The organism is Peribacillus frigoritolerans (assembly GCF_001636405.1).
In the GTDB taxonomy this organism is placed as follows: Bacteria; Bacillota; Bacilli; order Bacillales; family DSM-1321; genus Peribacillus; species Peribacillus frigoritolerans.
In genome coordinates this window covers 4,729,618-4,756,332 of record NZ_KV440950.1, presented here as the reverse complement: position 1 = coordinate 4,756,332, position 26,715 = coordinate 4,729,618, and the positions used below count along the sequence as shown (strand labels likewise).

General features: G+C 39.9%; 24 protein-coding genes and 1 riboswitch. Of the genes, 13 read left to right on the top strand and 11 right to left on the bottom strand.

The window, feature by feature from the left end; genetic code table 11:
* Positions 1 to 267: 267 nt before the first annotated feature.
* The 4 genes from A6755_RS22405 to A6755_RS22390 all read left to right on the top strand — a co-directional run bounded on the left by A6755_RS22405 (position 268) and on the right by A6755_RS22390 (position 4,069).
* A complete protein-coding gene (locus A6755_RS22405; protein ID WP_063592004.1) occupies positions 268 to 1,116 on the top strand; it encodes an ABC transporter ATP-binding protein in 849 nt (282 codons plus the stop codon).
* Positions 1,067 to 1,987 (top strand): iron-hydroxamate ABC transporter substrate-binding protein, encoded by a 921-nt coding sequence (locus tag A6755_RS22400; protein WP_063592003.1) that lies wholly within the window; start codon positions 1,067 to 1,069, stop codon positions 1,985 to 1,987. The genes A6755_RS22405 and A6755_RS22400 overlap by 50 nt, the downstream gene beginning before the upstream one ends.
* A 67-nt stretch (positions 1,988 to 2,054) precedes the next feature.
* Positions 2,055 to 3,065, top strand: coding sequence for a FecCD family ABC transporter permease (locus A6755_RS22395; RefSeq protein ID WP_034315169.1), 1,011 nt, complete (start codon positions 2,055 to 2,057; stop codon positions 3,063 to 3,065).
* Positions 3,062 to 4,069, top strand: a complete 1,008-nt coding sequence (locus A6755_RS22390) for a FecCD family ABC transporter permease (RefSeq protein WP_057275625.1) — start codon at positions 3,062 to 3,064, stop codon at positions 4,067 to 4,069. Before A6755_RS22395 ends, A6755_RS22390 begins: the two co-directional genes overlap by 4 nt.
* 82 nt (positions 4,070 to 4,151) lie before the next feature.
* Here the strand turns inward: A6755_RS22390 and A6755_RS22385 are convergent, their stop codons facing one another.
* Complete coding sequence (locus A6755_RS22385; RefSeq protein WP_034315164.1) at positions 4,152 to 5,099, bottom strand: response regulator; 948 nt, start codon at positions 5,097 to 5,099, stop codon at positions 4,152 to 4,154.
* Between the two features lie 4 nt (positions 5,100 to 5,103).
* Positions 5,104 to 6,366 (bottom strand): sensor histidine kinase, encoded by a 1,263-nt coding sequence (locus A6755_RS22380; protein WP_034315597.1) that lies wholly within the window; start codon positions 6,364 to 6,366, stop codon positions 5,104 to 5,106.
* Positions 6,367 to 6,788: 422 nt separating this feature from the next.
* Here A6755_RS22380 and A6755_RS22375 point away from each other — a divergent pair, with 422 nt between their 5' ends.
* The 3 genes from A6755_RS22375 to A6755_RS22365 all read left to right on the top strand — a co-directional run bounded on the left by A6755_RS22375 (position 6,789) and on the right by A6755_RS22365 (position 12,011).
* A complete protein-coding gene (locus tag A6755_RS22375; RefSeq protein WP_223255834.1) occupies positions 6,789 to 7,778 on the top strand; it encodes a glutaminase in 990 nt (329 codons plus the stop codon).
* Between the two features lie 204 nt (positions 7,779 to 7,982).
* The gene (gene aimA, locus A6755_RS22370; protein WP_034315161.1) at positions 7,983 to 9,617 is read left to right on the top strand and encodes a glutamate/serine transporter AimA; all 1,635 of its coding nucleotides are present in this window, start codon (positions 7,983 to 7,985) and stop codon (positions 9,615 to 9,617) included.
* A 498-nt stretch (positions 9,618 to 10,115) separates the two neighbouring features.
* A complete protein-coding gene (locus A6755_RS22365; RefSeq protein ID WP_034315159.1) occupies positions 10,116 to 12,011 on the top strand; it encodes a PrkA family serine protein kinase in 1,896 nt (631 codons plus the stop codon).
* 210 nt (positions 12,012 to 12,221) lie between these two features.
* Here the strand turns inward: A6755_RS22365 and A6755_RS22360 are convergent, their stop codons facing one another.
* Entirely contained in the window at positions 12,222 to 12,431 is a 210-nt protein-coding gene (locus A6755_RS22360; RefSeq protein ID WP_034315156.1) for a metal ABC transporter ATPase, read from the bottom strand.
* Between the two features lie 118 nt (positions 12,432 to 12,549).
* On the opposite strand from A6755_RS22360, the gene A6755_RS22355 reads away from it, so the two are divergent.
* The 3 genes from A6755_RS22355 (at position 12,550) to A6755_RS27305 (ending at position 14,887) form a co-directional block, all read left to right on the top strand.
* Complete coding sequence (locus A6755_RS22355; protein ID WP_063592002.1) at positions 12,550 to 12,729, top strand: hypothetical protein; 180 nt, start codon at positions 12,550 to 12,552, stop codon at positions 12,727 to 12,729.
* A gap of 468 nt (positions 12,730 to 13,197) precedes the next feature.
* On the top strand, positions 13,198 to 14,367 hold the full coding sequence (gene yhbH / locus A6755_RS22350) for a sporulation protein YhbH (protein WP_063592001.1): 1,170 nt from the start codon (positions 13,198 to 13,200) through the stop codon (positions 14,365 to 14,367).
* A gap of 382 nt (positions 14,368 to 14,749) precedes the next feature.
* Positions 14,750 to 14,887: a hypothetical protein gene (locus A6755_RS27305; protein WP_174878761.1), complete on the top strand. Its 138-nt coding sequence runs from the start codon at positions 14,750 to 14,752 to the stop codon at positions 14,885 to 14,887.
* A 60-nt stretch (positions 14,888 to 14,947) separates the two neighbouring features.
* Here A6755_RS27305 and A6755_RS22345 read toward each other — a convergent pair whose 3' ends face one another.
* From A6755_RS22345 to galU, 8 genes are all read right to left on the bottom strand, one after another.
* The gene (locus A6755_RS22345) at positions 14,948 to 16,174 is read right to left on the bottom strand and encodes a CynX/NimT family MFS transporter (RefSeq protein WP_034315150.1); all 1,227 of its coding nucleotides are present in this window, start codon (positions 16,172 to 16,174) and stop codon (positions 14,948 to 14,950) included.
* A 14-nt stretch (positions 16,175 to 16,188) separates the two neighbouring features.
* Entirely contained in the window at positions 16,189 to 16,866 is a 678-nt protein-coding gene (locus A6755_RS22340) for a FadR/GntR family transcriptional regulator (RefSeq protein ID WP_063592000.1), read from the bottom strand.
* Between the two features lie 501 nt (positions 16,867 to 17,367).
* On the bottom strand, positions 17,368 to 17,541 hold the full coding sequence (locus A6755_RS27300; RefSeq protein WP_174878760.1) for a hypothetical protein: 174 nt from the start codon (positions 17,539 to 17,541) through the stop codon (positions 17,368 to 17,370).
* 373 nt (positions 17,542 to 17,914) lie between these two features.
* Positions 17,915 to 19,246, bottom strand: coding sequence for an amino acid permease (locus tag A6755_RS22330; RefSeq protein WP_063591998.1), 1,332 nt, complete (start codon positions 19,244 to 19,246; stop codon positions 17,915 to 17,917).
* A gap of 518 nt (positions 19,247 to 19,764) precedes the next feature.
* Positions 19,765 to 19,935, bottom strand: a complete 171-nt coding sequence (locus tag A6755_RS27295) for a hypothetical protein (RefSeq protein ID WP_174878759.1) — start codon at positions 19,933 to 19,935, stop codon at positions 19,765 to 19,767.
* Positions 19,936 to 20,006: 71 nt separating this feature from the next.
* Positions 20,007 to 21,401 (bottom strand): cytochrome P450, encoded by a 1,395-nt coding sequence (locus tag A6755_RS22325; RefSeq protein ID WP_063591997.1) that lies wholly within the window; start codon positions 21,399 to 21,401, stop codon positions 20,007 to 20,009.
* A 192-nt stretch (positions 21,402 to 21,593) separates the two neighbouring features.
* Positions 21,594 to 21,734, bottom strand: a complete 141-nt coding sequence (locus tag A6755_RS26810) for a hypothetical protein (RefSeq protein ID WP_134402173.1) — start codon at positions 21,732 to 21,734, stop codon at positions 21,594 to 21,596.
* Positions 21,735 to 21,995: 261 nt separating this feature from the next.
* Positions 21,996 to 22,856 carry a UTP--glucose-1-phosphate uridylyltransferase GalU gene (gene galU, locus A6755_RS22320; RefSeq protein ID WP_034315138.1) on the bottom strand — a complete coding sequence of 287 codons (861 nt, stop codon included), beginning with the start codon at positions 22,854 to 22,856 and terminating at the stop codon, positions 21,996 to 21,998.
* 168 nt (positions 22,857 to 23,024) lie between these two features.
* Between galU and A6755_RS22315 the strand changes: the two genes are divergently transcribed.
* From A6755_RS22315 to A6755_RS22305, 3 genes are read left to right on the top strand one after another with little or no spacing between them, the layout of a single operon-like run.
* A complete protein-coding gene (locus tag A6755_RS22315; protein WP_174878792.1) occupies positions 23,025 to 24,689 on the top strand; it encodes a DUF6044 family protein in 1,665 nt (554 codons plus the stop codon).
* Between the two features lie 15 nt (positions 24,690 to 24,704).
* Complete coding sequence (locus A6755_RS22310; RefSeq protein ID WP_063591996.1) at positions 24,705 to 25,727, top strand: glycosyltransferase family 2 protein; 1,023 nt, start codon at positions 24,705 to 24,707, stop codon at positions 25,725 to 25,727.
* The gene (locus tag A6755_RS22305; protein WP_063591995.1) at positions 25,687 to 26,142 is read left to right on the top strand and encodes a GtrA family protein; all 456 of its coding nucleotides are present in this window, start codon (positions 25,687 to 25,689) and stop codon (positions 26,140 to 26,142) included. The genes A6755_RS22310 and A6755_RS22305 overlap by 41 nt, the downstream gene beginning before the upstream one ends.
* A gap of 351 nt (positions 26,143 to 26,493) precedes the next feature.
* Positions 26,494 to 26,640, top strand: a riboswitch (cyclic di-AMP (ydaO/yuaA leader).
* The last annotated feature ends 75 nt before the right edge of the window (positions 26,641 to 26,715 follow it).

Below are 26,715 nucleotides of genomic sequence, written 5' to 3'. Positions count from 1 at the left end.
GGCCTATTAGGAAGGTTTTTGACAAAGTGCTGAGTATGAGCCAAACAGTAAAGATCCCGGGAACGTCTCCGGGATCTTTGTTTTCATTGTCAGTCGGTAATACGGACCGGCCCCAAGAATCCTGTCAGAAATTCTTCTTATATGACCATGAAATTACCATTGACAATATATTTAGATAGAATTATAGTAATTAAGTAGTGGATAATGATAATCATTTTCATTTGAGTTTTTACTTATCTATTTTTTTCAGTAAATGGAGGTTAAAAAATGGTTCGCCTATATACAGAGAATTTGAATATTGGTTATGGTGAACGTTTAATTGTAAAAGATCTCAGTGTGGAAATTCCAGATAAAAAAATCACAACGATCATCGGTTCAAATGGATGTGGGAAATCGACACTATTGAAAGCGATCACCAGAATCATTCCAAATCAATCAGGTACGGTTGTTTTAGATGGGGTTAATATCTCAAAAGAAAGCACTAAGATCCTTGCAAGAAAAATGGCCATACTTCCGCAGACACCCGAGAGTGCAAGCGGATTGACGGTTGGGGAGCTCGTATCATATGGGCGCTTTCCCTATCAAAAAGGTTTTGGGCGCCTGACCCAGAAAGACTATGATGTGATTGATTGGGCACTTGAAGTGACCGGCACGAAAGACTTCAAGTTCCGTCCCGTGGATGCTCTGTCAGGAGGTCAGCGCCAGCGTGTTTGGATTGCGATGGCCCTTGCCCAGGAAACGGAAATCATCTTCCTTGATGAGCCGACCACCTATTTGGATATGGCCCATCAGCTGGAGGTTCTGGAATTATTACAGAGGCTGAATGTAGAACAGGGACGTACAATTGTCATGGTTCTTCATGATTTAAACCAAGCTGCTCGCTTTGCCGACTATATCATTGCCTTAAAGGACGGGGAAATAGTCAAAGCAGGAGATTGTGAAGAAGTCATCACTCATGATGTTCTTAAGGAAGTATTCCATATTGATGCGGTAATCGGACGAGATCAACGAACGAACAAACCAATGTGCAGCACATACAACTTACTAAAAGGAGATTTGACAACAAATGAAAAAGATAATGTTTCCGTTTATACTGCTCTTAGTGTTAATTATTAGCGCTTGTGGTAACGAGTCAGCCGAAAAAGAAAAAAGCTCCTCTTCCAAAAAAGAAAAATCAGGTACCATCACGTATCAATCTGAAAATGGTCCTGTTGAAGTTCCCGCAGATCCTCAGCGTGTTTTAGTACTATCATCTTTCGCAGGTAACGTAATGGCTTTGGATGTTAACCTTGTAGGGGTTGATTCCTGGTCTAAAATGAACCCGAATTTTAAAGAGTTAAAAGATGTGGAAGAAGTGACGGACGAAAACCTGGAAAAGATCATCGAGTTGAATCCGGATTTAATCATTGGTTTATCGACGATTAAAAATGTCGATAAATTAAAGGAAATTGCTCCAACCGTAACTTATACATACGGAAAAGTTGACTATTTAACACAACATGTAGAAATCGGTAAACTTTTGAATAAAGAAAAAGAAGCTCAAGCATGGGTGGATGATTTCAAAAAACGGGCAAAAACAACCGGTGATGAAATTAAAGCCAAAATTGGAGAAGATGCTACCGTTTCCGTTTTCGAAAAGTTTGACAAACAGTTCTATGTATACGGTGATAATTGGGGACGTGGAACGGAAATCCTTTATCAAGAAATGAAATTGGGTATGCCTGAAAAGGTAAAAGAAGTGGCGCTGAAAGATGGTTACTTTGCCTTATCATTAGAAGTCCTTAAAGACTATGCAGGTGATTATGTGATTTTGAGCAATAACAAAGATCAGGACAATTCATTCCAACAAACTGACACGTTTAAAAGCATACCTGCCGTTAAAAACAATAAACTGTATGAAGCTGATGCAAAAAAATTCTACTTCAATGATCCAATCACATTAGATTACCAATTAGACTTCTTTTCCAAAAGTTTTCTTGGAAAATAATACAGCGAGGGAGAGGGATTCCAATTCCTCTCCTTTTATTCTATAAAAAAAGAAATGAGAGAGACAGATGACTAATGAAAATCAACGTTTCATCCCATTTATAAGTAAACTGATCATAGCGATCGTCGCCTTTATAGGCATGTTCATTATTTCAATGGCATTTGGTGCGGCTGATGTTACCGTTAAAGACGTCTGGCAAGCACTGACATCAAATGCTGTCGGTGAAAAGATTTCAATCATTCGGGAAATCCGCTTCCCTCGTGAAGTGGGGGCAATCTTTGTGGGTGCAGCCCTTGCCGTTTCTGGGGCCATCATGCAGGGAATGACAAGAAATCCACTTGCCGATCCCGGATTGCTTGGATTGACGGCTGGAGCCAATGCAGGTCTCGCCATCACTTTGGCATTCATTCCAAATGCTAATAATTTAGGGATCATGATTGCGTGTTTTATAGGTTCCGCTGTCGGGGCAACCATGGTTTTCGGAATCGGTACGATGAAAAAGGGAGGATTTTCACCTTTGCGGATCGTTTTGGCTGGTGCTGCAGTCTCTGCATTCCTATTTGCCGTTTCGCAAGGGGTCGGCATATATTTCAAGGTATCAAAAGATGTATCGATGTGGACGGCTGGCGGGAATATCGGAACTTCATGGGAGCAGCTTCGTGTAATCGTTCCGTTCATTTTGATGGGCATCCTCATCTCCCTTATCTTTTCCAGACAGCTCACCATACTTAGTTTAAGTGAAGAAGTGGCCGTAGGCTTAGGGCAAAAGACAACACAGATAAAGGCGGTTCTCTTCGTGGTCATCATTCTCCTGGCAGGGGCTGCCGTTGCGCTTGTCGGAAATATGGTGTTCATCGGGTTAATGGTCCCACATATCGTTCGGGCTATCGTGGGTACGGATTATCGCTTCATCCTCCCTATGTCTGCGATTTTGGGAGCCACTTTCATGCTGCTTGCCGATACGATCGGCCGTACGATCAATTCTCCATATGAAACACCTGTGGTAGCGGTTGTTGCGATGATAGGTTTACCTTTCTTCCTCCTAATCGTGCGTAAAGGAGGTAAAGCATTTTCATGATACAGTCAGCTTTAGTCAAAAAACAGCGTTGGATAATAGGTGCATTGAGTGCACTCATCATCATTACGATCATTATAGGGACGTGTTCGGGGTATTCCAATCTTTCTATAGGACGACTGTTTCCAACGCTCTTCGGGCAAGGGACGTTTAAAGAGGAATTCATATTATTTTCCGTCCGCTTACCGCGTATCATCATCACCCTTTTAGCAGGCATGGCCCTTGCACTGTCGGGAGCCATTCTACAAGGGATCACACGTAATGATTTAGCCGATCCCGGAATCATCGGGATCAACTCAGGAGCAGGTGTTGCCATTGCCGCATTCTTTTTGTTTTTCCCGCTTGACGCTGGTTCATTTGTTTATATGGTTCCGCTTGTTGGTTTTATCGGAGCGTTACTGACGGCCTGTTTAATATATATCCTCTCATACAAGAGGAAGAGTGGACTTGAACCCGTCCGGTTAGTGTTGATCGGCGTAGGTTTTTCAATGGCGCTTTCAGGCCTGATGATTGTCCTCATTTCGTCAGCGGAACGAGCGAAGGTCGATTTCATCGCAAAATGGTTGGCAGGAAATATATGGGGCACGGATTGGCCTTTCATTTGGGCAATCATTCCATGGTTAGTCATCCTCATTCCATTCACCTTATATAAAGCAAATCGTTTGAATCTGCTTGGTTTAAGTGAACCGGTCGCAATTGGGGTCGGTGTATCGATTGAAAAGGAGCGGATCGTACTGCTGATCACGGCTGTGGCACTGGCAGCGGCTGCCGTTTCTGTTACAGGCGGAATTGCATTCATTGGACTTATGTCCCCGCACATAGCAAAATCCTTGGTAGGACCTCGAAATCAACTATTCATTCCGGTTGCCATTTTAATCGGTGGGTGGCTATTGCTGCTTGCCGATACGATAGGCCGAAATATAATTGAACCCGAGGGGATTCCCGCAGGTATCATGGTTGCATTGATCGGTGCACCTTATTTCATGTATTTATTGTTGAAAAAATAAGATATTGTTAAAATCCCTTGAAATCATTCAGGGGATTTTATGTTTTTTGGTTCTTCCGTAATTTTTCGTATTTAATCATGTATTATCTATATCTATTTATTTCATCAGGATTCAATCGTTTCGCTTCGAAATAAAATACTTGAATAAACTTTTTTGTATTTACCCGGGTAGGTGTAAGAACTATTTTTGAATCATTTTGCAGTTCTTTCATCTTTTGGCGAACGACTGTGAAATCAAAAAATTTGGAAGCGTAATTTTCAAACTTCGGATTCGAAAAATCCGTTAAACCTAGCGAAGCGAAATGATTTAACGAATGGTTAATCGTTCTGCGTATTCTCTGTTCGGCAGCTTTTATTTCCCGATTGATATCAACCGGCAGAGCTGCTGTTCCGAGCTTTTTTTTGGTGATTTCTACAAAGATTTCTTTAAGGGTTGGGAATTGCTTTCCAAATGTAAAAGTCCGTTCATACATAAATAAATACTGAAGCATTTCCATTAAATCTTTTGCGCCATTTTCTCCAACGACCCCTAATTCCGATAAAAGGAATTCACCCACCTCCCTTATACTTTTTTCATTAAAACTATTGGAATTATCAACTTTTGGCTGTTCAAAGTTCAATACACTATTTAAAGAGGCTTGGATATTAGTGATCGATCTTTCTAAATGGATGCGTTCCATAACTTTTCGAATGACTGTCAATATCTCAATCCGATTGATTGGTTTAGTAATATAATAATCGATTCCAAGTGAGTATGCCTCGCCAATCAACTCCTTGGATTCAACCTGCGAAATCATTATTATTTTCCCGTTAAATGTACTTTTTATATGGCGAAGTGTCTCAATGCCATCCCGGATGGGCATTAATAAATCAATAAATAATATATCAATTTGTTTTAAATTCAAAATATGCCCTTCTAATAGACTGCCATCTTCCGCTTCCTCCACCACTTCACCTAAATCTTCGTTTTCTATAATTTGGCTTAGGTTTGAACGTATGGCACAATCATCATCTGTTATAAAAAAACGCATGGAATCACCCTTTCTGGATCAACTTCTGGATTGGTAACTTTATTGAAAAAACAGCGCCATTAAAACTATTCTCAAATAGGATATCCCCTCCCAGTTCTTTCACGACTTCTTTAACATATGAGAGTCCAATCCCTGTTGAAGGTGTCCCGAACTGATCATACTTTGATGTAAAACCAGGTTTGAATATGACAGTCTGATATTTTTGAGGAATTCCAGGTCCGGTATCAGCAACTTTAAATTCTACATTGTCACTAATTTCAAACAAACTTAAACGGACGATTCCCTTTTCTTTAATTGCTTCCACTGCATTGGCGACTAAATTATTGAAAAGAGATAACACGGTATATACATGATAAGGTGAATCGTTTTTTCCTTCCAATGAGTATTCAAATTGAATGTCCTTTCCTAATGATAAGGCGTATTTTTCATTAATTCGGATAATTAAATAAAAAAGTTCAGCAGCATTCATATAATCTTTAAAACTCTCATTGGAGATCAATTTGGAGAGACCAGCAAAAATCCGTTGATTATCTTTCTTGACTTCATGCATTTCACCCGCGATGCGTAATGCTTTTTGACTATATGGCTCTGTAAGATCATGAAGTTGCTTTTCCCTTTTTTCCAATGCTTTTAATTCGCGATACAAATCATATGATTTCTTTGTAATATTCTCAGCATTTTTTAATGTTTTTTTTAAATGAATCGTTTCCTCGTATAAATTGGAAATGAGCATCAGCATATGTTCATTTTGTTTTCTGATTTGCCTCTCCCTTGATTGTGCTTCATAAAGTTTCATCATATTAAAAAAGCTCAAAACGATAAAACTGTGGCCGAATGCGATCACGATCATCTCATTTAGTGAACCAAACGTAATCGTTGTTTCCAACACAATATATTGAAAGATTAATTCTACGGAGTCGGACAATATTTCGATAATGAGACCAATAAATCCAATAATCAAAGTTCGGCTTTGAAAGCGGTTGATTTTCGCAAAATAGAATAGAACGGAATAGGTAAAATAAAAGAAAAAACTAGGATAATGAGCGTGAAATGCGGAAATCCAGGAGAAATTATCCTGCATGAAAAAGTCGATTAGAATGCGAAATATCACAACCATTGTTCCTGTCAGGATGCCCGAAAATATGGCAGGCGTTTTTTGTAATAATAGTAAAAAGAAGAAAAATGCAGGCACACCAAAACTTACCCGAAACGTTTCATTGAAAGGATAAAAACTCAATTCGCCTGCTAATGGCACAGTTAACAACATCAAAGCAAGGACATAGACCTCTTTTTTCATTAACGTACTGAGATACAAGTCGTCACCTCCTAATTTGTTTAAAAAATCAGTATACAGTTTCATCGGCTTCAATACAACGCTTACTTTTTCCTGAATAGAACGGATTATAATCAATTATGGCAAAATCAAATTGTTTTTCTATCCACAAAAAATGGTAACGGGACATGTGAGATGATCACGTTTTTTTTAGTGGATTTTTATTTTTTAGATTTTGTAGGTTTTTGTATGATTATGTAGTTCCCAATTTAAAATTAAGCAGAAAGAAATTTTTGAAAGCGCTTAACAATTTTTAGAATATTCATTATTTTTTCATCGAATCTAGTAATGGCATTCGGTAAAACGCTCATATTGAAAATATAATGATACAACAACTGAAGAGGTGGAAGAATGTGATTGAAGAATTGTCAAAAGAGTATGACATTCACGTTAATAGTCAAAGAAAATCCGACTTAGATGAATGGGTAGCATATTACAGATCCTTTGCTATTGAAGGACAAACCGCTAATTATATACCGGCATTGAGAAATGCACATTTATCGCAATTGGGCATTACCATACTGGAGCCGGGTGGAACAATGATCAAGTCAGGGGATTGGGAAGTTCCTTTCACGCTGCAAAGTATTTCAAAAGTGCTTAGCTTTATAGCCGCATGTTTGGGTCGCGGCATTTCTTATGTGTTAGAGAGGGTCGATGTGGAACCAACTGGGGATGCTTTCAATTCAATTATTCGTTTAGAAATGCATAAGCCGGGAAAGCCGTTCAATCCTATGATAAATGCCGGGGCGATTACAGTAGCTTCGCTTCTCCCAGGGGATTCTTCACAAAATAAATTGGAATTTCTCTATGAGCTATTTGAAAATTTGTTAGGGAAGCGCCCGACAATCAATGAGGAAGTGTATCAATCTGAGTGGTTAACCTCTCATAGAAATAGAGCTTTGGCTCACTATTTGAAAGAGACGAATTATTTGGAATCGGAAGTAGAGGAAGCTTTAGAGGTTTACCTCATGCAATGTTCCATAGAAGTGACCACAGAAGACATAGCCCTGTTAGGACTGATTCTTGCTCAAGATGGTTACCATCCCGTTCGTAAAGAACAAGTAATCCCTAAAAAATTGGCTAAGCTGGCCAAAGCATTAATGCTTACTTGCGGTATGTACAATGCTTCGGGGAAATTTGCGGCTTTTATTGGGGTGCCGGCTAAAAGTGGAGTATCTGGCGGGATTATGGCACTAGTTCCTCCAAGTGCCAGAAGCGGAATGCCTTTTCAAGATGGATGTGGCATTGGTATTTATGGACCAGCCATCGATGAATATGGGAATAGCGTAGCAGGTAGTTTGTTATTGAAACAAATGGCACAAGAATGGGATTTAAGCATTTTCTGAAATGCAGAAAAATTTGGTTCCGGTGTAATTAATAGAAGCAATAAGGGGACATCCTTAAGGTTTCCTCATCAATTTTCAAACTTTTACAAGAGGTGATGTAAATGCAGCAACTACTTTAAGATGTAATTGGGCGCCCTACACGAATCATTAATCCAGTTACTTTTAAACGTAAAGAATAATTTTGGAAAGCATGGTGAAAAATGTATGAATAATATGCAGCGAAAGATGGGAACATTTTCGTTAATGATGGTGGGACTCGGGTCAATTATTGGCTCAGGTTGGTTATTCGGAGCTTGGAGAGCGGCACAGATTGCAGGACCCGCTGCCATTATCTCTTGGATTATCGGGATGGTTGTTATTTTATTTATCGCACTATCTTACAGTGAATTAGGGTCTATGTTTCCTGAAGCTGGGGGTATGGTAAAATACACGCAGTACTCTCATGGTTCTTTTTTAGGGTTTATTGCAGGCTGGGCAAACTGGATTGCAATCGTTTCCGTAATTCCAGTTGAAGCGATTGCTTCTGTTCAATATATGAGCTCATGGCCATGGGAATGGGCACAGTGGACACATGGTTTAGTAGAAAATGGAAGTCTTACTGGAGGAGGCTTGGCAATTGCCTCTGTATTGCTGATCGTCTACTTTTTATTAAATTACTGGACAGTCAGTTTGTTTTCGAAAGCTAATTCATTCATTACAGTCTTTAAGGTTATTATTCCTGGACTTACGATTGGCTCACTTTTATTTGCCGGGTTTCATGCATCCAATTTTACATCTGCAGGAAGTATCGCTCCTAATGGTTGGGCAAGTGTACTTACTGCTGTAGCAACTTCTGGTATCATCTTTGCATTTAACGGTTTTCAAAGTCCAATTAACATGGCAGGTGAGGCAAAGAATCCTGGACGTTCGATCCCAATTGCAGTAATTGGCTCCATTTTAATTGCAACGGTCATCTACGTTCTATTACAGGTTGCGTTTATTGGAGCCGTTGACCCGTCCATGATTGTGAATGGATGGCAACATTTGAATTTCAATTCACCGTTTGCTGACTTAGCAATTGTTTTAGGCATAAACTGGTTGGTTATTTTACTATACGTAGATGCTTTTATTTCTCCTTCGGGGACAGGAATAACATACACGGCGACAACGTCACGAATGCTCTATGGAATGGAAAAGAATAAATATTTACCAAGTGTGTTTGGAAAACTGCATCCTCTTTATGGAATCCCGCGTCAAGCCATGTTTTTTAATCTAGGCGTATCTTTCTTATTTTTATTCATGTTTAGAGGCTGGGGCGTATTGGCAGAGGTTATTTCAGTTGCGACTTTAGTCTCTTATATTACAGGTCCAGTTACTGTTATGACATTAAGACGCACAGGTCAGAACTTGTACAGACCATTACGTTTAAAAGGATTAAGCATCATTGCACCACTGGGCTTTGTCTTTGCTTCTTTGGTTCTATATTGGGCAAGATGGCCGCTTACAGGTCAAGTATTATTTATCATTATGGCTGGTCTTCCCGTTTATTTCTATTATCAATCAAAAATAAAATGGAAGGGATTCCGCCAAAACTTTTCAGCAGGGCTTTGGATGGTTGTTTACTTACTCTGTATGATGACCATTTCATACTTAGGCAGTGAAAAGTTTGGTGGACTAAACATAATCCCATTTGGTTTGGATATGGTCATCATTACATGTTTATCACTAATGTTTTATAGTTGGGCAATAAAAAGTGGTTTCCAAACGGAATATTTGGAACAAGGACAAAAAGTGAATGAAGACTTGAGATCGATGGAGAACAACGTTTCAGCTCAAACTGATAAAAAGAACGCTGTATAATGATGAAGCCTATTCGATTGGCATGCTCAATAAGCCATTCGTGAATGACTTCGAAAGTGCTTCTATATTTATATATAGATGAGGATTCAAAAAAGGGACGGCAAATTTTATTTGCTGTCCCTTTTTTTGGAGTTTTAGAAAAGGCTGTTATTTTTTATTTCACACCTGGTTTATCGTCATACCCGGCAGTGAAGATAGCGGCTAAAAATGTTACAGCAACTCCAACGATAATAACTGTGCCCATGTTGTGACCTCCCTTTACCCATATTGTCCCACTTAAGTATAGGCTTAGTATACCCTAATTTTTAGCAGGAGTGCACACAAATTTTCTTGTCAGCATATTTGTCATCAATTCTCAATGATTAAGCCCTTTTCGATACATGGAGAGTCAAGCGGGATTCGAAACAATGCCCGTCCACTTTTTAAAGTCTGACATGTTTGTCAGACTTGGAGCATAGATTTAAGTATTCTCTGAAAGTGACAGGGGGAGGTTCCTTAATGGATATTTTAAAGAAAATCGAAAAATTTAGAGAAGATGAACAGAAGCTGAAGTGGGAAGGCACCTTCGCAGAGTACTTAGAAATATTGAAAGAAACGCCTTTAGTTGCTCAATCTGCTCATTCACGTGTATACAACATGATCAGAGATGCAGGGATAGAAGAAGTAAATGGGACAAAGAAATACAATTTTTTCAGCGGTCAGTTATTTGGCCTTGAAGATTCACTGGAAAGGCTCATCGAGGAATATTTCCATCCGGCAGCAAAGCGGCTGGATGTCCGTAAGCGGATATTGCTTCTCATGGGTCCGGTGTCAGGTGGGAAGTCCACACTCGTTTCTTTACTGAAGCGTGGACTTGAAAATTATTCGTTAAAAGACTCTGGTGCGATTTATGCAATAAAAGGATGCCCGATGCATGAAGATCCACTGCATCTCATTCCGCAGTATTTACGGGATGATTTCTTTGAAGAATATGGCATCAGGATTGAAGGAAATCTTTCGCCGCTGAATGTAATGAGGTTAGAACAGGAGTATGGAAGCAGGATTGAAGATGTTATGGTCGAACGTATTTTCCTTTCGGAGGATAAGCGTGTTGGAATTGGAACATTCAGTCCTTCTGATCCTAAGTCACAGGATATTGCTGATTTGACGGGAAGCATCGATTTTTCGACCATTGCCGAATACGGTTCTGAATCAGATCCGCGTGCCTATCGCTTTGATGGCGAGCTGAACAAGGCGAACCGCGGGATGATGGAGTTCCAGGAGATGCTGAAATGTGATGAGAAATTCTTATGGCATTTGCTATCATTGACACAAGAGGGGAATTTTAAAGCTGGCCGTTTTGCATTGATCAGTGCAGATGAACTCATTGTGGCTCATACGAATGAAACGGAGTATAAAGCGTTCATTTCCAACAAGAAAAATGAAGCATTGCATTCCCGTATCATTGTCATGCCTATTCCATATAACTTGAAGGTTACCGAGGAAGAGAAGATTTATGAAAAAATGATTCGTGAAAGTGATGTCTCGGATGTTCATATAGCCCCGCATACATTAAGGGTGGCGGCAATCTTCAGCATCATGACCCGCCTGAAAGATCCCAAAAAGGGCGATATCGATTTAGTGAAAAAGATGAGGCTTTATGATGGGGAAAATGTTGAAGGATTTAATTCCGCAGACATCAATGAATTGAAAAAAGAATATCAGGACGAAGGCATGAGCGGAATCGACCCGCGTTACGTAATTAACCGGATTTCCTCTACGATAATACGTAAGGAGAATCCGTCCATTAATGCATTGGATGTACTTATGTCATTAAAAGCAGGTCTTGACCAGCATCCGTCCATTACGAACGAACTCCGGGAGCGGTATTTAAATTTCATTTCACTGGCACGTAAAGAATACGATGCCATTGCAAAAAATGAAGTGCAAAAAGCTTTTGTATATTCATATGAAGAGTCGGCGAAAATCCTCATGGATAATTATCTGGATAATGTCGAAGCATACTGCAATAAATCAAGGCTGCGCGATCCATTGACTGGAGAAGAAATCAACCCAGATGAAAAATTGATGCGCTCGATAGAAGAGCAAATTGGAATTTCCGAGAATGCAAAAAAAGCATTCCGCGAAGAAATATTAATTCGAATTTCAGCATATGCCCGTAAAGGGAAGCGATTTGATTATAATTCCCATGATCGTTTACGGGAAGCGATCCAGAAAAAACTATTCGCTGATTTGAAGGATGTCGTTAAGATCACCACTTCAACGAAGACACCAGACGAAAGGCAACTGAAGAAAGTGAACGAGGTCATCACGAGACTTATAGACGAGCACGGATATAATTCGACTTCAGCCAATGATTTGCTGCGCTATGTGGGCAGCTTGTTAAATCGGTAATCCATAATTTTTTGCTCCTGCCCCCGATCGGGCAGGGGTTTATTACCGTTTACGGAAGGTTGGATGAATGAAAGGTGGATTAGAGGAAATCCAGGATTTCTATTGAAATCATGAATCTTTTTATAACGGTGATTATAGTAGGCATGGGAGATTATAACCCAACAAAGCACCAGTCCCTTCTGAATGAAGGAAACCCGGTGCTATTGATTTCTATTTAGTTACATTCAAGCCATACTGTTCAATAAGTGTAATAAGTTGATTCGGTGATAGTTTTTCTTCGCTATGGTCAATTTTAATTTCCCCATCATCAACATCGATGATCGCACGTTCCACACCTTCCGTTTTCAAAAGTATGGACTCCAGATTTAAAATAGGGCCTTCTGACGTTGCTTCCTTTACATAAAGGGTAGTTGTTTGCATAGATCTTGCACCTCCTTACATTTGCTCATAATGTTTTATCTATACCCCATATTTCCATTAGATATGTTACGTTTCGGATTTGGTAATATTGGGTATCTATAAGTAGAGGTGATGGCAAATGAGCAAAGAGGAACTGAAAAAAGAACATGTACCGGAAAATAGCTCCATGGCTAAGGATTATGAAGAGATGAAAGAACTTGGAAAGCAGATGGAAAATCAAAGGACGAATGAAGAATTGAAAGAGTGGGATAAACGCCCAGGTACAGTTCAACATGAAATAGAGGAAGAGAAGGGTTGACGAATACCACAACCAGAATCATTCTATCTGTGTAAAAGGGGTGTCCAGAAAAACTGCTGGGACATCCTTTTTGTTGTGTTCCATTGCTTTTTTTAAAATGTCCTGGGAGTCTTTTGCTGCTCCATTACTTCTGGCTTAAAGCGATCCTATTACCGATGAATGAAAAAACGAACAGACCTGAAAATCATCAGGTCTGTTCGTTTTGTTATATTCCTTATTTAGAAATAACCTTAAAGGGCTTTAACGCCCCTGTCAGGACTTGTCTAGTTCATGGGCAAACATCCATTATTAATTTTGTTGTAAATTATCCTGCGTCGCTGCATAAGATAGAGTAATACTTTTCTTTTCATCCGTTTTTTCGCACTGTATTTTTCAATGGAAAACCGGAATGATGTGGGCATTCCCACACTAACTTATTATATGAAGGAATGATGAAAAGCGTGCAAACATTTTTAAGGGGGGAAGAGAATGTCGGAAGAGAGTAATCAACAGTATGTAATCTCACAGGAAAATTGGACCCTCCATCGGAAAGGCTATGATGATCAACAACGCCATCAGGAAAAGGTGCAGGAAGCGATCAAGAATAATTTGCCTGATCTAATTTCAGAAGAAAGCATCGTAATGTCCAATGGCCGGGATGTCATCAAGATCCCCATTCGCTCCTTGGATGAATACAAAATTCGTTATAACTATGATAAGAACAAACATGTAGGGCAAGGCGATGGAGACAGTAAAGTGGGGGATGTAGTCGCAAGGGATGGCTCACCGTCCGATGCCGGAGCCGGTAAGGGCCAAGGTGCAGGTGACAAGGCCGGCGAGGATTATTATGAAGCCGAAGTGTCGATGATGGAATTGGAGGAGGCCTTGTTCAGTCAACTGGAACTCCCTAATCTTCAGAAGAAAGAACATGCGGAGCACACTCTTGAACATATTGAATTCAACGACATCCGCAAGACAGGCCTAATGGGAAATATCGATAAAAAGAAAACGATGATATCCGCTTTCAAACGGAACGCCTTAAGGGGGCACCCCGGTTTTCACCCTATTTATAAGGAAGACTTTAAATTCAAAACCTGGAATGAGGTTCAGAAACCTGATTCCAAAGCAGTTGTACTGGCAATGATGGATACTTCCGGAAGTATGGGGTTATGGGAAAAATATATGGCTCGAAGCTTTTTCTTTTGGATGAACCGTTTCTTGCGGACAAAATATGAGACCGTGGAAATCGAGTTCATTGCCCATCATACAGAAGCGAAAGTCGTTCCGGAAGAGGATTTCTTTTCAAAAGGGGAAAGCGGCGGTACGATTTGTTCGTCCGTATACCGAAAAGCATTAGAACTTATTGATCATAAATATGACCCTGCGAAGTTTAATATCTATCCGTTTCACTTTTCCGATGGTGATAACCTAACATCCGATAACGTCAGATGCGTTAAGCTTGTTGAAGAACTCATGAAGGTTTCCAATATGTTCGGATACGGGGAAGTCAATCAATACAATCGCCATTCGACATTGATGACAGCTTATAAGAACATCGATAATGAAAAATTCAGGTACTATATCCTTAAGCAAAAGGCTGATGTTTTCCATGCAATGAAGAGCTTTTTTAAAGATGAGGAAAGTAAGAAGTATGCTTAAAATAGGAAGAGTGGAAAGTAATTTTTTTTCAATTCAATATAGTTGAAGGTAAAAAGGCGTACGGTTCACATCGGACTACTTTTTCGGAATATTCAGTTTTATCTCGTATTAAGGAAATACACAAAGGCCATTGCTCAACATTAAGCAATGGCTTTTTCGCATGCACATCATTCGGATATTGAGCGAGGGTCAAAGAATGTAAATGAGTTATCGGAATCACTTTGTACTTTACCCTAATGATAATGATCCGTAATATGCAGCAAATAAACTTACCTCTTCTAAGCCTAGGACATTTCTTTTTCTCCAAATGGAGAAGGTGAAACTTTCTTATCTGACAGAGTTTGAGGTTGATAATTTTTACTAAAGATAAGGGAGCCGCGAAATGACCGAAGCGAGAACGCCATATATTCCTTCTCTATTTAAACCAAAGACTTTAAACCAAAGACCACTCTCTACTTATTCGAAAATTAAAATCACGGAATGGGAACATGTCGTACCGCTATCAGTGGCTGGTATGTAAATGGCCCCGGTACAATACCGGGGCCATTGCCGTTTAGAACCTTTTATACCTTTACTGGCTTTATTGAGTCGTTACATATTCATTATTTCCTGCACGCATTCCAACAATGAAAATAAGTGCCGATATAGCGGCCAACATCAGTAAGGGAAGAGTCCAGCTGTGTGTAATGTCATGAAGCAATCCGAATAATACCGGTCCAATGGCAGCTAAAAGGTACCCGAATGATTGTGCCATTCCTGATAATTCCGTCGCTTCATGCGTGCTTTGTGTTCGAAGACTAAAGAACATCATCGATAAACTGAATATGGTTCCGACTCCAATCCCAATCAATATCATGCATACTGGGATGAAGAGCGTGCTTCCGGATAATATTCCGAATATCCCTGATATAAGGAAGATGACAGGCGGGACCACTAACAGACGCTGACTTTGTAAGCGTCCAGCTAAAATTGGCACAAGGAATGTTATGGGAATGACTGCAAGCTGCATGATGGAAAGCATCCAGCCAGCTTCATCAGCATTCAGGCCTTTTTGCTCCAGGATTTCAGGCATCCAGGTAATTACTGTATAGAAAATAAACGATTGCAAACCCATGAAGAATGTAATCTGCCAGGCTAAACCAGAACGCCATAAGTTAATCTTTTTATCCTTTTGCGCCGTTTGTACATCCTTACCTGAGTTGAATGGCCGTCTTAATTGCGGCATCCATAAGAAAACTGTAATAAGTGATAAAATCCCCCAACATCCAAGGGCACCAGCCCATCCCAATCCGGATGAAGAAGCAAGGGGAATGCTGATCCCAGAACCTATTGCGCCGCATAAATTCATGGAAACAGCATAGGTTCCTGTCATCAAACCGATGTTCCTGGCAAAGTTATGTTTAATCAGACTGGGTAACAAAACATTGCCTATTGCAATGGCTAACCCGATTAAAATGGTCCCTATGAACAATGTCGGCACTCCGCCAACTGAGCGTATCCCAATTCCGATCGTTAATAATACCAAGGAAAGGAAAAGTGTAAGCTCCATTCCAAAACGCCGTGCTATCCTAGGTGCAAACGGTGATAATAAAGCGAAGGAAAGCAAAGGCAATGTCGTTAATGAACCTGATAATGTATTGGAAATCCCCAAGTTATCACGGATCGAAGTGACAAGGGGTCCAACCGATGTTAAGGGAGCCCTCAGATTTGCCCCAAGAAGAATGATTCCGATGATGAGCAGTCCTAATCTTGGTTTAATATCCACTTTTCTTTGTTCTAGTTGATTTGCCGCTTGATGAATGCCCATAATCTCCTCCTTACTTACTCTAAAGATTTTTTGAATTGTGCAATGTATTCATTCACTGTTTCGATTGCCCGGTTCACATCTTGTTCGATGATGGCATCCACAAGTTTGCAATGAATGTTCAAATGAAAGTTCACATCAGAACTCATCTCCACTATCTGATGGATGGATTCATGCAGGGAGTGTTCCATATGTTCGTACAAATCAATCAATAAATCATTATGTGATGAAACCATAATCGATTTATGTAACTGTATATCCGCTTCTTCGTAGGCCTTGATATCCTTTGCTTCGGCAGCTCTACAGCAGGCTGATATATGAAACCGCAATTGTTCTATATCTTCTTGATTACGTCTTAATGCCGCCAACTGAGCTCCTTCTCTTTCAAGGGCATGACGGACCTCTAACGTTTCTAATATACTTGACTGCTGGATCCTTCTTTCAAATGCTGCCCCCAGGGCACTTGATGACCTTACGAATGTCCCCTTTCCTTGTTTCGTTACTAAAAGCCCTGCGTAAACAAGTGATCGTACAGCTTCCCTTAATGTATTTCTGCTTACATCGAACTGTTGGATCAAATCCATTTCAGGGGGAATTTGATTTCCTATTTTCCATTCACCTGATTCGATTAACGATTCGATTTGGGAAACCACCTGCTCCACAAGTGATAAGCGATTTGTTTTGGATATGGTCAAGATATACACCTCTAATTTGTAGGATGATTGGTTCATTGGTCATTTTAACATATGTATGTTGAAAATGGGTATAAGGAGTATTTTAAATCCAAATTTGTTTCCCTTTTATTCTTTAGAAAAAATTGCAGTCGATTTCAGAAATCCGCTCCCTTTCCGCCGACTGTCTGCCAAGCCTCCTCGGTGCAAGCGCCTGCGGGGTCTCGGCTAGCCAGTTATTCGGCAGGAGTGTCGCAAATTTCTTCAATCCAATAAGGATTACAGGAAAAAGCATGAAGGATAAACTAATCTTAAACATGCTTCGGGATGAGGCCAACTCTCAGTTTTTCTTTGAAAAAATTGCAGTCGATTTCAGAAATCCGCCCCCTTTCCGCCGACTGTCTGCCAAGCCTCCTCGGTGCAAGCGCCTGCGGGGTCTCGGCTAGCCAGTTATTCGGCAGGAGTGTCGCAAATTTCTTCAATCCAATAAGGATTACAGGAAAAAGCATGAAGGATAAACTAATCTTAAACATGCTTCGGGATGAGGCCAACTCTCAGTTTTTCTTTGAAAAAATTGCAGTCGATTTCAGAAATCCGCTCCCTTTCCGCCGACTGTCTGCCAAGCCTCCTTGGCGCAAGCGCCTGCGGGGTCTCGGCTAGCCAGTTATTCGGCGGCGGGGGTGTCGCAAATTTCTTCAATCCAAAGGCATCCTCAAAGGGTAACTCAAGTTTGTTTTGAAATCATGGTTAGGGGTGAGACCATATCTATTGATGCAACCTTCAGACTATAGACAAATTTAAACTAAACGCCAGGTGGTCTATAGTTTTAAAACAACATCCCAGTTGATTGGAGCGGGTGTTCGAGCCTTTCGCGGGAAAAGCGAGTACAAGGGAGACCCTGCAGGCGCAAAGGCGCCGAGGGACTTCCGGACCGCCCGCGGTAAGCGAGTTTCTTGAGTGGAAATCGACATCCAATCTGTACTGACACTAAAAAGACTGAAGGCAAACCCGACTTTCATCGAGTTTGCTTTCAGTCTGAAATCCCTAATAAAATACAGGGGGGATAAAATTTCTATTTTTTTTGTTTGACAATAAATGAGAGAAGGATGAATATCACTAACGTGACAAGACATACTGTAGTCCCGATGAAGTTTTGCTTATTAAAGAGAAATGCCAAAAAGATAATGCTTAAAGCCGTGATGGCTAATATAGTTGTATATGGGTACCATTTTACCCGGAATCCTGGTTTGCCATTGTATTGCTTACGCAGTTTCAATTGCGCGGAACAAATACTGATCCACAATAATAAAACCGTGAATCCAGGAATGGCCATAAGGTAGCTTAAAATCAGGTCGGGATACAAATAGGATAAAAACACACCAGCCAATATGCATAATGTAGTTAAAAATATACCATTAAGCGGAATACCCTTTTTCGTTGTTTTTAAAAATGCCTTGGGCGCTTCCCCGTTCTGGGAAAGAGTGAACAGTGTCCTTGAGGTAGCGTATATGCCAGAATTTGCAGCTGATAAGACAGCGGTTAAAAGAACGAAATTCATGATATCGGCGGCTCCGGGAAGTCCCGATAAGCTGAAAACCTGAACGAAAGGACTTACTTCATTGCTTACATGGTTCCAAGGTATTACTCCGCAAATGATAAGTATCGGCAAGACATAGAAAAGAATCACCCGCCATACTGTTCCTTTTATGATTTTTGGTATGACTCGCTGACTATCTTTTGTTTCCGTGACGGCTACACCAATTAATTCTGCACCCCCGTATGAAAACATGACCACTAAAAGTGCACTTAACATTCCGTCAATTCCTTTGGGGAAAAAACCACCATGTTCCGTGTAATTAGAAAATGAAGCCGAACTAGGAAAAAGTCCTAGCATGATCAAAGCTCCTAAAATAATAAAAGCAATTAAGGTTATTATTTTAATTCCTGCGAACCAAAATTCGAGTTCTCCATAGTATTTTACTTGAAACAAATTAATTCCTATTATAACTGAAGCGCAAAGTATGCTTAATAGCCATAATGGTACTGTAGGAAACCAATATTGTAGAAAACTGCCGGCTGCGACTATTTCTACAATGATTACGATAATCCAATTGAACCAATAGAGCCACCCGACAATGAATGATAGTTGAAACCCAAAAGCTTTATTAATGAGATGTTGGACGTTCATATTAGGAAAAGCGGTTGCCATCTCCCCTAGTGCGGCCATTACAATGAATAACAATAGCCCCCCTATTAAATAGGCTATCACAACACTTGGGCCTGCCATATTTAATGTATCGGAACTCCCCTTAAAAATCCCCGTTCCTATCATTCCGGCTAAAGCAATGAACTGGACATGCCTCGGCAATAGGCCCTTTTTTAGATCTTGATGAGTCTTCTCCATTATATTCATGCCTTTCTTTCACAATTTTAATAAAATAGTCTATCAGTAAAACTTAAAGTTTCTTCTATTATTGAACGCTTTCACGTACTAAAGTGCTATATTAATATATCATGAATCGGAAAAAAGTCAATTTAGGCCGGTGAACGGGAATGGGTTTCCAACCGGCGAAGAAGGTTATCTAAAAATATTGGATTTTATGAAATGATTCAAAGAAAAAAACTGCTAGGTGATTTTTTAGGGATGAATTGGCAATTCTTCATTCTTTAAAATACATATTGAAAAGAGAGAAATATAATTCTGTTTAATTGCATTATTACTGGCATTTGTTTCGTAGTATATAAGTTGATTGAATCAGTTTCAGTCCTTAATAGTCGTGGTCGCTTAGTTTATCTTGTCAGGATTGTTACAGCCAGCATTTGGGAGCTGCGGGGGCCAGGGTTATGGAACATACTGCAGAATTACAAAAAACCGACCTTTCAAGGTCGGTTTTTCTTTAATATAAGGTAAGAAGTGGGAAACTATCCGTTCCCATATGAATAGGGGAGCGGCGCCTGTAGGTATTCGGTTTCTTGTTTCGGTTCAATTTCGCTTAAAAATTGCAAATAACCGGTATATACCTGCGATGCCATTCCTACATAGTGCAATTCAGTGTGGATGATTCCTTTCCGTGGTGAATGGAGCAAATACATTTTTTCATCCCTCCTTTCTAAAAGGATGGCCAGTTAGTACAATGATATTTATTAGGAAAAGACTCCTATTACTAAAAAATGGATGCATCAGGTTCAAAAGCTTCTGCAGTTCTTTCTTCTAACACCATGCGCAGTCCATTCTTGGGTCTTAGTGTAAGGGAGGGAAGGGGGGTCACTTCATGGTGGTCAGGTGCAAGCTTTATCCTATACCGCTTTGCAATGCAGGCCAGGACAAACACCGCTTCCATCATGGCAAAGTGATTGCCAATACAAACCCGCGGCCCTCCGCCAAATGGAAAGTAAGCGAACGCAGGCAGGCTTTTCATAAAGTTATTTTCAAATCGCTCAGGGATAAATGATTCAGGTTGATCAAAATACTCTGGGTTATGCTGCATCACATAAGAACTTATTAGAATCATATCGCCTTTTTTAAAGCGATATCCTCCTATTGTGACATCCTCCGCCACATCACGGGATAAGATATACAGTGGCGGGTAAACGCGAAGTGTTTCATGAATGATATTTTGAGTGTATTGTAATTTCATGAAATCTTCAGGCCTGGGTTTCCGGTGACCGAATATGCTATTGACTTCATTGAAAAGCTTAGCTTGAATTTCCGGATGCTTCGAAATTGCATACAGTGCCCAGGAAAGAGCATTTGCTGTCGTTTCATGACCGGCCAGAAAAATAGTCATTAATTCATCACGCACCTGATGGCTTGTCATGCCTAACCCGTCGTCGGCATCACGGGCGTCCATCAAGATCCCTAGCATGTCTTCATGTTTTACTGTGTCGTTCTTCCGTTTTTCAATAATGCCGTAAATCACTTTATCAAGCCTTTGTATCGCCTTTTTATATTCACGGTTGATTTTAGTCGGTACCCATAATGGCATACGGAAAATCTTTCTCATCCTTTTGACTGTTATTCTCAATGCAGTTTCCAGAGGTTTCCCAACGATTTCATATCCATCCTTGAATTCCATGCTGAACATGGTCTTGCTGATTATCCCGAGAGTGATGTCCATCATATCCTTCGTTATAATCCGTTCATCATCATGTTGCCAAGTTGATATATAATCCATTGTGATATCAATCATATCCTTGGCGTATTGGCTAATATGAGTCTTTTTGAAAGAGGGTTGGATAAGCCTTCTCTGTCGCATATGAAAGTCTTTTTCACTTGTAAGCAGGCCTTCACCGATAAGCGGTTTTAAAAGATTGAAGTCCTTGGATTTGACGAAAGATTGTTGTTTTGTTACGAGTATTTGTTTTATTAAATCAGGATTTAAAACGTGATAAACAGTTTGGAATGGTCCTAAACGGAATTTAGCGACTTCCCCATATTCCTTGGACAATCGGGTCAGGAACCCAATGGGATCTGTTTGGAACTCTTTTGTATGTCCGGAAACCAGCCTTCCTTTTGGAACCTTTGGAGAAGTGCGGAAGACATCATCAGCATGGCTCAATGAAGTTTTTCCCCTTTCTTTAAAATACTTACATGTAATCATTGTATGAGGATAAGCTAAATCGGTTTGGACAAGTCGTTAAAGAAAGGGCGGATAATTCTATTGGAGAAATAAAGTTACAGCGAAAAAACTCTGGATGAATATAGCCAGAGTTTTTCATGAGAGCTTTAGATTAATGAAGGGGGCTTCAATTCAATTTCTTTCATCATCGCCCCCATGTTGGAAACGATCATTTTTTTCATTGATGGGCCCGCCAAATTGTGCATTGATTTCCTTAACCACTTGTTCTAAAAATTCATCAGATATTATTGGGTTATTGGCTTTATTGTGCATGTGTTTCTCTACAATCCTTTCTGGATATCGTGTTTTGGAACATTCATGAAGGATACGTTATCAACATAACCTCACTTATAGAAAACTATTCTTTCTCTGTTCAACTTTTTCTGCTGTAACATTTTACGGAAGAATAAACAGTTATATTTTACTTAGAGGATTATGGTAAGTGGATCATGTTACAACCAAAGGGGTCAATCCGATGTGGAAATGGCCCAATCACCTCTTTTTGGTAATTGGGCATGGTCTATATTAACTTCATTAAGGAAACAACTGCCTTAAATATTTTATTAGCTGATCACGAAGTTCAGGTCGTTTCATGGCGAAATCTATTGAAGCTTGAAGGAAGCCGAATTTATCTCCTACGTCATAACGATTTCCCTCGATGATATACGAATATAATGGTTCCTTTTCTAACAAAAGGTCTAAAGCTTCGGTAAGCTGGATCTCCCCCTTACGATCAGGCTGTACGTTTTCAAGGATTTCAAAAATCGCAGGTGATAAAATATATCGGCCAATTATCGCCTGTGTTGATGGTGCATCCTCCACTTTTGGCTTTTCCACCAAGTTTCTTACCAGAAATAAATCCTCATATCGTTCTTGGAAGTTTACGATCCCATACTTGGAGACATCGGCTGGTGATACTTCCTTACATCCAATAATGCTCGCTCGAACCTTGTTATACCGTTCCATTAACTGCTTCAAGGCTGGAACCTGGCTATCCACGATATCATCCCCTAACAGGACGGCAAAAGGTTCGTCTCCGATAAAGGTTTTGGCACATAAAACTGCATGACCCAGACCTAAAGGTTCCTTTTGCCTTACATAGTGGATATCGACCATGTTGGAAATGTTCTCCACGATCTTAAGCAGATCATTTTGACCTTTCATTTGCAGAAGCATTTCAAGCTCAATCGATTTATCGAAATGATCTTCGATGGCACGTTTGTTTTTACCCGTAACGATGATAATATCCGTAATCCCTGATTGTACCGCTTCTTCGATAATATATTGAATGGTCGGCTTATCGACAATCGGCAGCATTTCCTTTGGTTGAGCTTTCGTAGCAGGCAAAAATCGTGTTCCTAAACCGGCTGCTGGAATCACCGCTTTCCTTATCATAGCCCAGCCCCTTTTTAAGGTTCTTTTATATGCTTATTGCATTTTATGTGGTCATTGGTTGACCTATATCAAAATAGGTTAAAATAAATCCCTTAAAAAGAATAGATTTACCTTCAAAGCCAAATATTATGGATATATGAATTTAATCAAGAGGTGGATATTTTGCCAATTGAAAATCAAGAGAGAAAACAAATCCTTTTTGCCTTACTCATCATTGTTTTATATCTTTCCCCCTTAATCATCCTTGGAGAAAATGCGCATATTCGCGTACATGATAATTTGGATTCCAACCTTGCCTGGTATAAAGTCCTTTCAGAAAGCGGTGAGTTATTCGGTGCAATTGACGCCAGAATTCCGCAGATTATGAATGGGCTGCCCCGTAATGCTTTTGGCAGTGAGTTCAGCATTATCGTGTGGCTTCATGCTCTTTTTCCGACAATGGTTGCTTATGCAATAAGCCAGGCATTAACAAGGTTTATTGCATTCTTCGGTATGTATATCTTATTGAGGAAACATTTGGTTACAGGAAGACAATCAGGTTGGATTAGGGTTGGAACATCCTTAGCCTTTGCCCTTACCCCATTTTGGCCATCGGGAATGCTCAGTACACTTGGGATGCCTTTAGCCCTTTGGGCTTTTTTGAATATCCGCAGCAAGGATCATTCTTGGAAGAATTATTTGGTCCTTACACTTTTACCGCTTTATTCAAGCATCGTGCTTGGCTTTTTCTTTTTCCTTGTTGCAATGGGCTTTCTTTGGCTAACGGATGTAATCAGGGGAAAAGGGTGGAATATAACGTATCTTCTTTCGATCGTTTATATGACCGTCATTTTTGGTTTGGTGGAGTATCGTTTGGTCGCTTCATTCATTTTTGATTCGGAGCCAAACAGCAGAGATGAATATTTTCACGCAAGGCTGCCGCTCGATTGGGTCGTTAAGCTTACTTTCAAAAATTTCGTTCTTGGACATACGCATGTCATGACTTTACATGCGCTTATCATCCTGCCGATTACAGTCTTTGCCCTTTATATTATTCTGACAAAAAAATTGTGGAGACAGGAAAAGGTATATGTTTTTTTATTCGGCTTGAATTTCATGCTCTCAGCGTGGTACGCATTTTGGTTTTATAAAGGCTGGCTTCCTTTAACGGAAAGGTTTCACACACTGGATACTTTTAACTTTGCCAGATTTCACTTTTTAAGGCCGATGATCATTTACTTGGGGTTTGCCCTTGCGATAAAAATCATTTGGGAATACAGCAACTATGCTAAGAAAACCCTTTCTATTTTCATCGCCGTTCAAATACTGATTTTAATCGGTTTCAATGAGGAAATCACTCACAATAAAAAGCCAACTTTTAAAGAGTTCTATTCAGAAAGCCTTTTTCAGGAAATAAAAGATCATATTGACCGTCCACAAGAAGAATATCGTGTTGCCAGCATTGGGCTGCATCCCGCAATCGCTCAATATAATGGATTTTACACGCTCGATAGCTATAACAATTTTTATCCGCTTTCTTACAAACATCAATTTCGTCAAATAATTGAAAACGAATTGGCTAAGAATAAAAACATCAGAATCTATTTTGATGAATGGGGAGGACGTTGTTACCTGTTTACCGGTGAGCTTGGGAAGCATTATATGTTCAAGAAAGGCTCGAAAAAAGAGCTGAAAAATTTGGACCTCGATATGGATGCGTTTAAAGGATTAGGCGGCACGTATATATTTTCTGCCATCCCAATCAACAACGCGAAGGAAAACGGATTGGTGCTGGACAGGGTTTTCACGAAAAAAGGAAGCGTATGGAAAATTCATTTATACAGAGTCATGTGAAAAGGGGGGAATAGAATGAATTCACCGATTGTAACGATTGTTGTACCTTGTTATAACGAAGAAAGCGTTTTGCAGGAAACCATTTCCAAGCTTTGTGGATTGATGAGGGGGTTGGTCGATGAAAACGTCGTTTCCGGTCAAAGTAAAATTTTGTTTGTCGATGATGGGAGCAAGGATCAAACTTGGAAAATCATTTACAAAGAAACGATTAATAATGAATATGTTCGCGGGCTAAAGCTTTCCCGGAATGCAGGACATCAAAATGCACTTCTGGCTGGGTTGTTTACGGCCAAGGAAGCCTCAGATTGTGTGATTTCCATTGATGCAGATTTACAGGATGATATTCAAGTCATCCCGGAATTCATTCGTAAATTCAATGAAGGATGTGAAATCGTATATGGTGTCCGCCAGAAAAGGGACCTTGATTCATTCTTTAAACGAACATCTGCAACAGGTTTTTATAAATTGATGAACAAGATGGGGGTTAACCTTGTCTATAATCATGCCGATTTCCGGCTAATGAGCAAAAGGGCGATCATGGAGTTGGAACGCTTTGATGAAACGAATCTTTTTTTACGGGGGATTGTACCGCTCATTGGGTTTAAGACGGACTCTGTTTATTATGACCGTAAAGAAAGATTGGCCGGGGAAACGAAATATCCATTTAAGAAGATGGTTGCTTTTGCACTTGATGGCATTACTTCCTTTTCAGTTACACCGATCCGGCTTGTATTATGGCTAGGATGTCTTTCCTTTTTCATTAGCTTACTCTTTGGGTCTTACTTTTTATGGTTGAAATTTTATGGGCAGACCGAAACTGGCTGGACCTCATTGATCACCTCCATATGGTTGATCGGTGGACTACAGTTGATTGCTGTCGGGTTGATTGGGGAGTATATCGGAAAAATCTATAATGAATCCAAACGCCGGCCTAAATATATTGTTGATCTTGATCTATTTAATCCGCTCGATTTAAAAAAACGGGAGCAACTAGACAATGAACGGAACAGTATTGAAAAACTATCTAAAACAAACTAACTCCTTTATCCGCTTTTTATTGGTTGGAATAGTCAATACAGCGGTTGGACTTTCCATCATGCTTTTTCTCATGAATGTTCTTGAATTATCTTACTGGATCTCCACCTTTATCGGCAATGTTACGGGAGCTGTAACGAGTTTTCTTTTGAACAGGACTTTTACTTTTAAAAGCGATATAGAATGGCGTCGAGGAGTCACCCGTTTCTTTTGCGTCATCCTGATTTGTTATTCCGCCGCTTATTCTATAGGCCAAGCCATTGCAGAATCACTGGAAGGAACCGTTCATTTATCCATACAACAAAATTTGGCTGTTCTGATAGGAACAATCTTTTATACAGTGCTTAACTATCTTGGCCAGAAATACTTTGTCTTTAAAAAAAGCAATTTGAGGCCAATTCAAGAAGGAAGGAACTAATTGGTGTAGATCAGTGGAATAATGCCCCCGTTTGGACGGGAATTAAAAATGGTATCGGAAAGCGGAATTCTGATTTTATGACTATCCAAGCTGGGGCAGATCTGTTTTACTTAATCCATCAAGTTACTTCATATTTCCTTTTGGGGAATCTATCTTTTGTTCATTGTCTTCTTGAATATCTTCCTTTTAGACGTTTACTTTCCTCCTTTCCTACCATCGAATCATGTGTTTGCATGACTTTTGTTATATAAGTCAAGAATAAAACCTCGCTTATAAATAATAATTCTATTTCTGTGCAAAATTTTCATTTACTTTTCCATTTCACGGGAGTATGATAATCAACAGTTTCATATTTCTAAATCGCTTAAACCTTATGGTGCGGGGGACCCGTTATTATGATTGTCTTTAACAATCCAAGGGGTGAATCCTTTAAAAGGTAGGGCTACTCTTAGGTCCGAATCCGTCAGCTAACCTCGTAAGCGTTATATGAGAAGGAAGGTGGAGCTTGTTAGACAAAAAAATTGATGTCTACAGGTCTATTTAGCTATGACTTGTAGGCATTTTTGTGTTCTG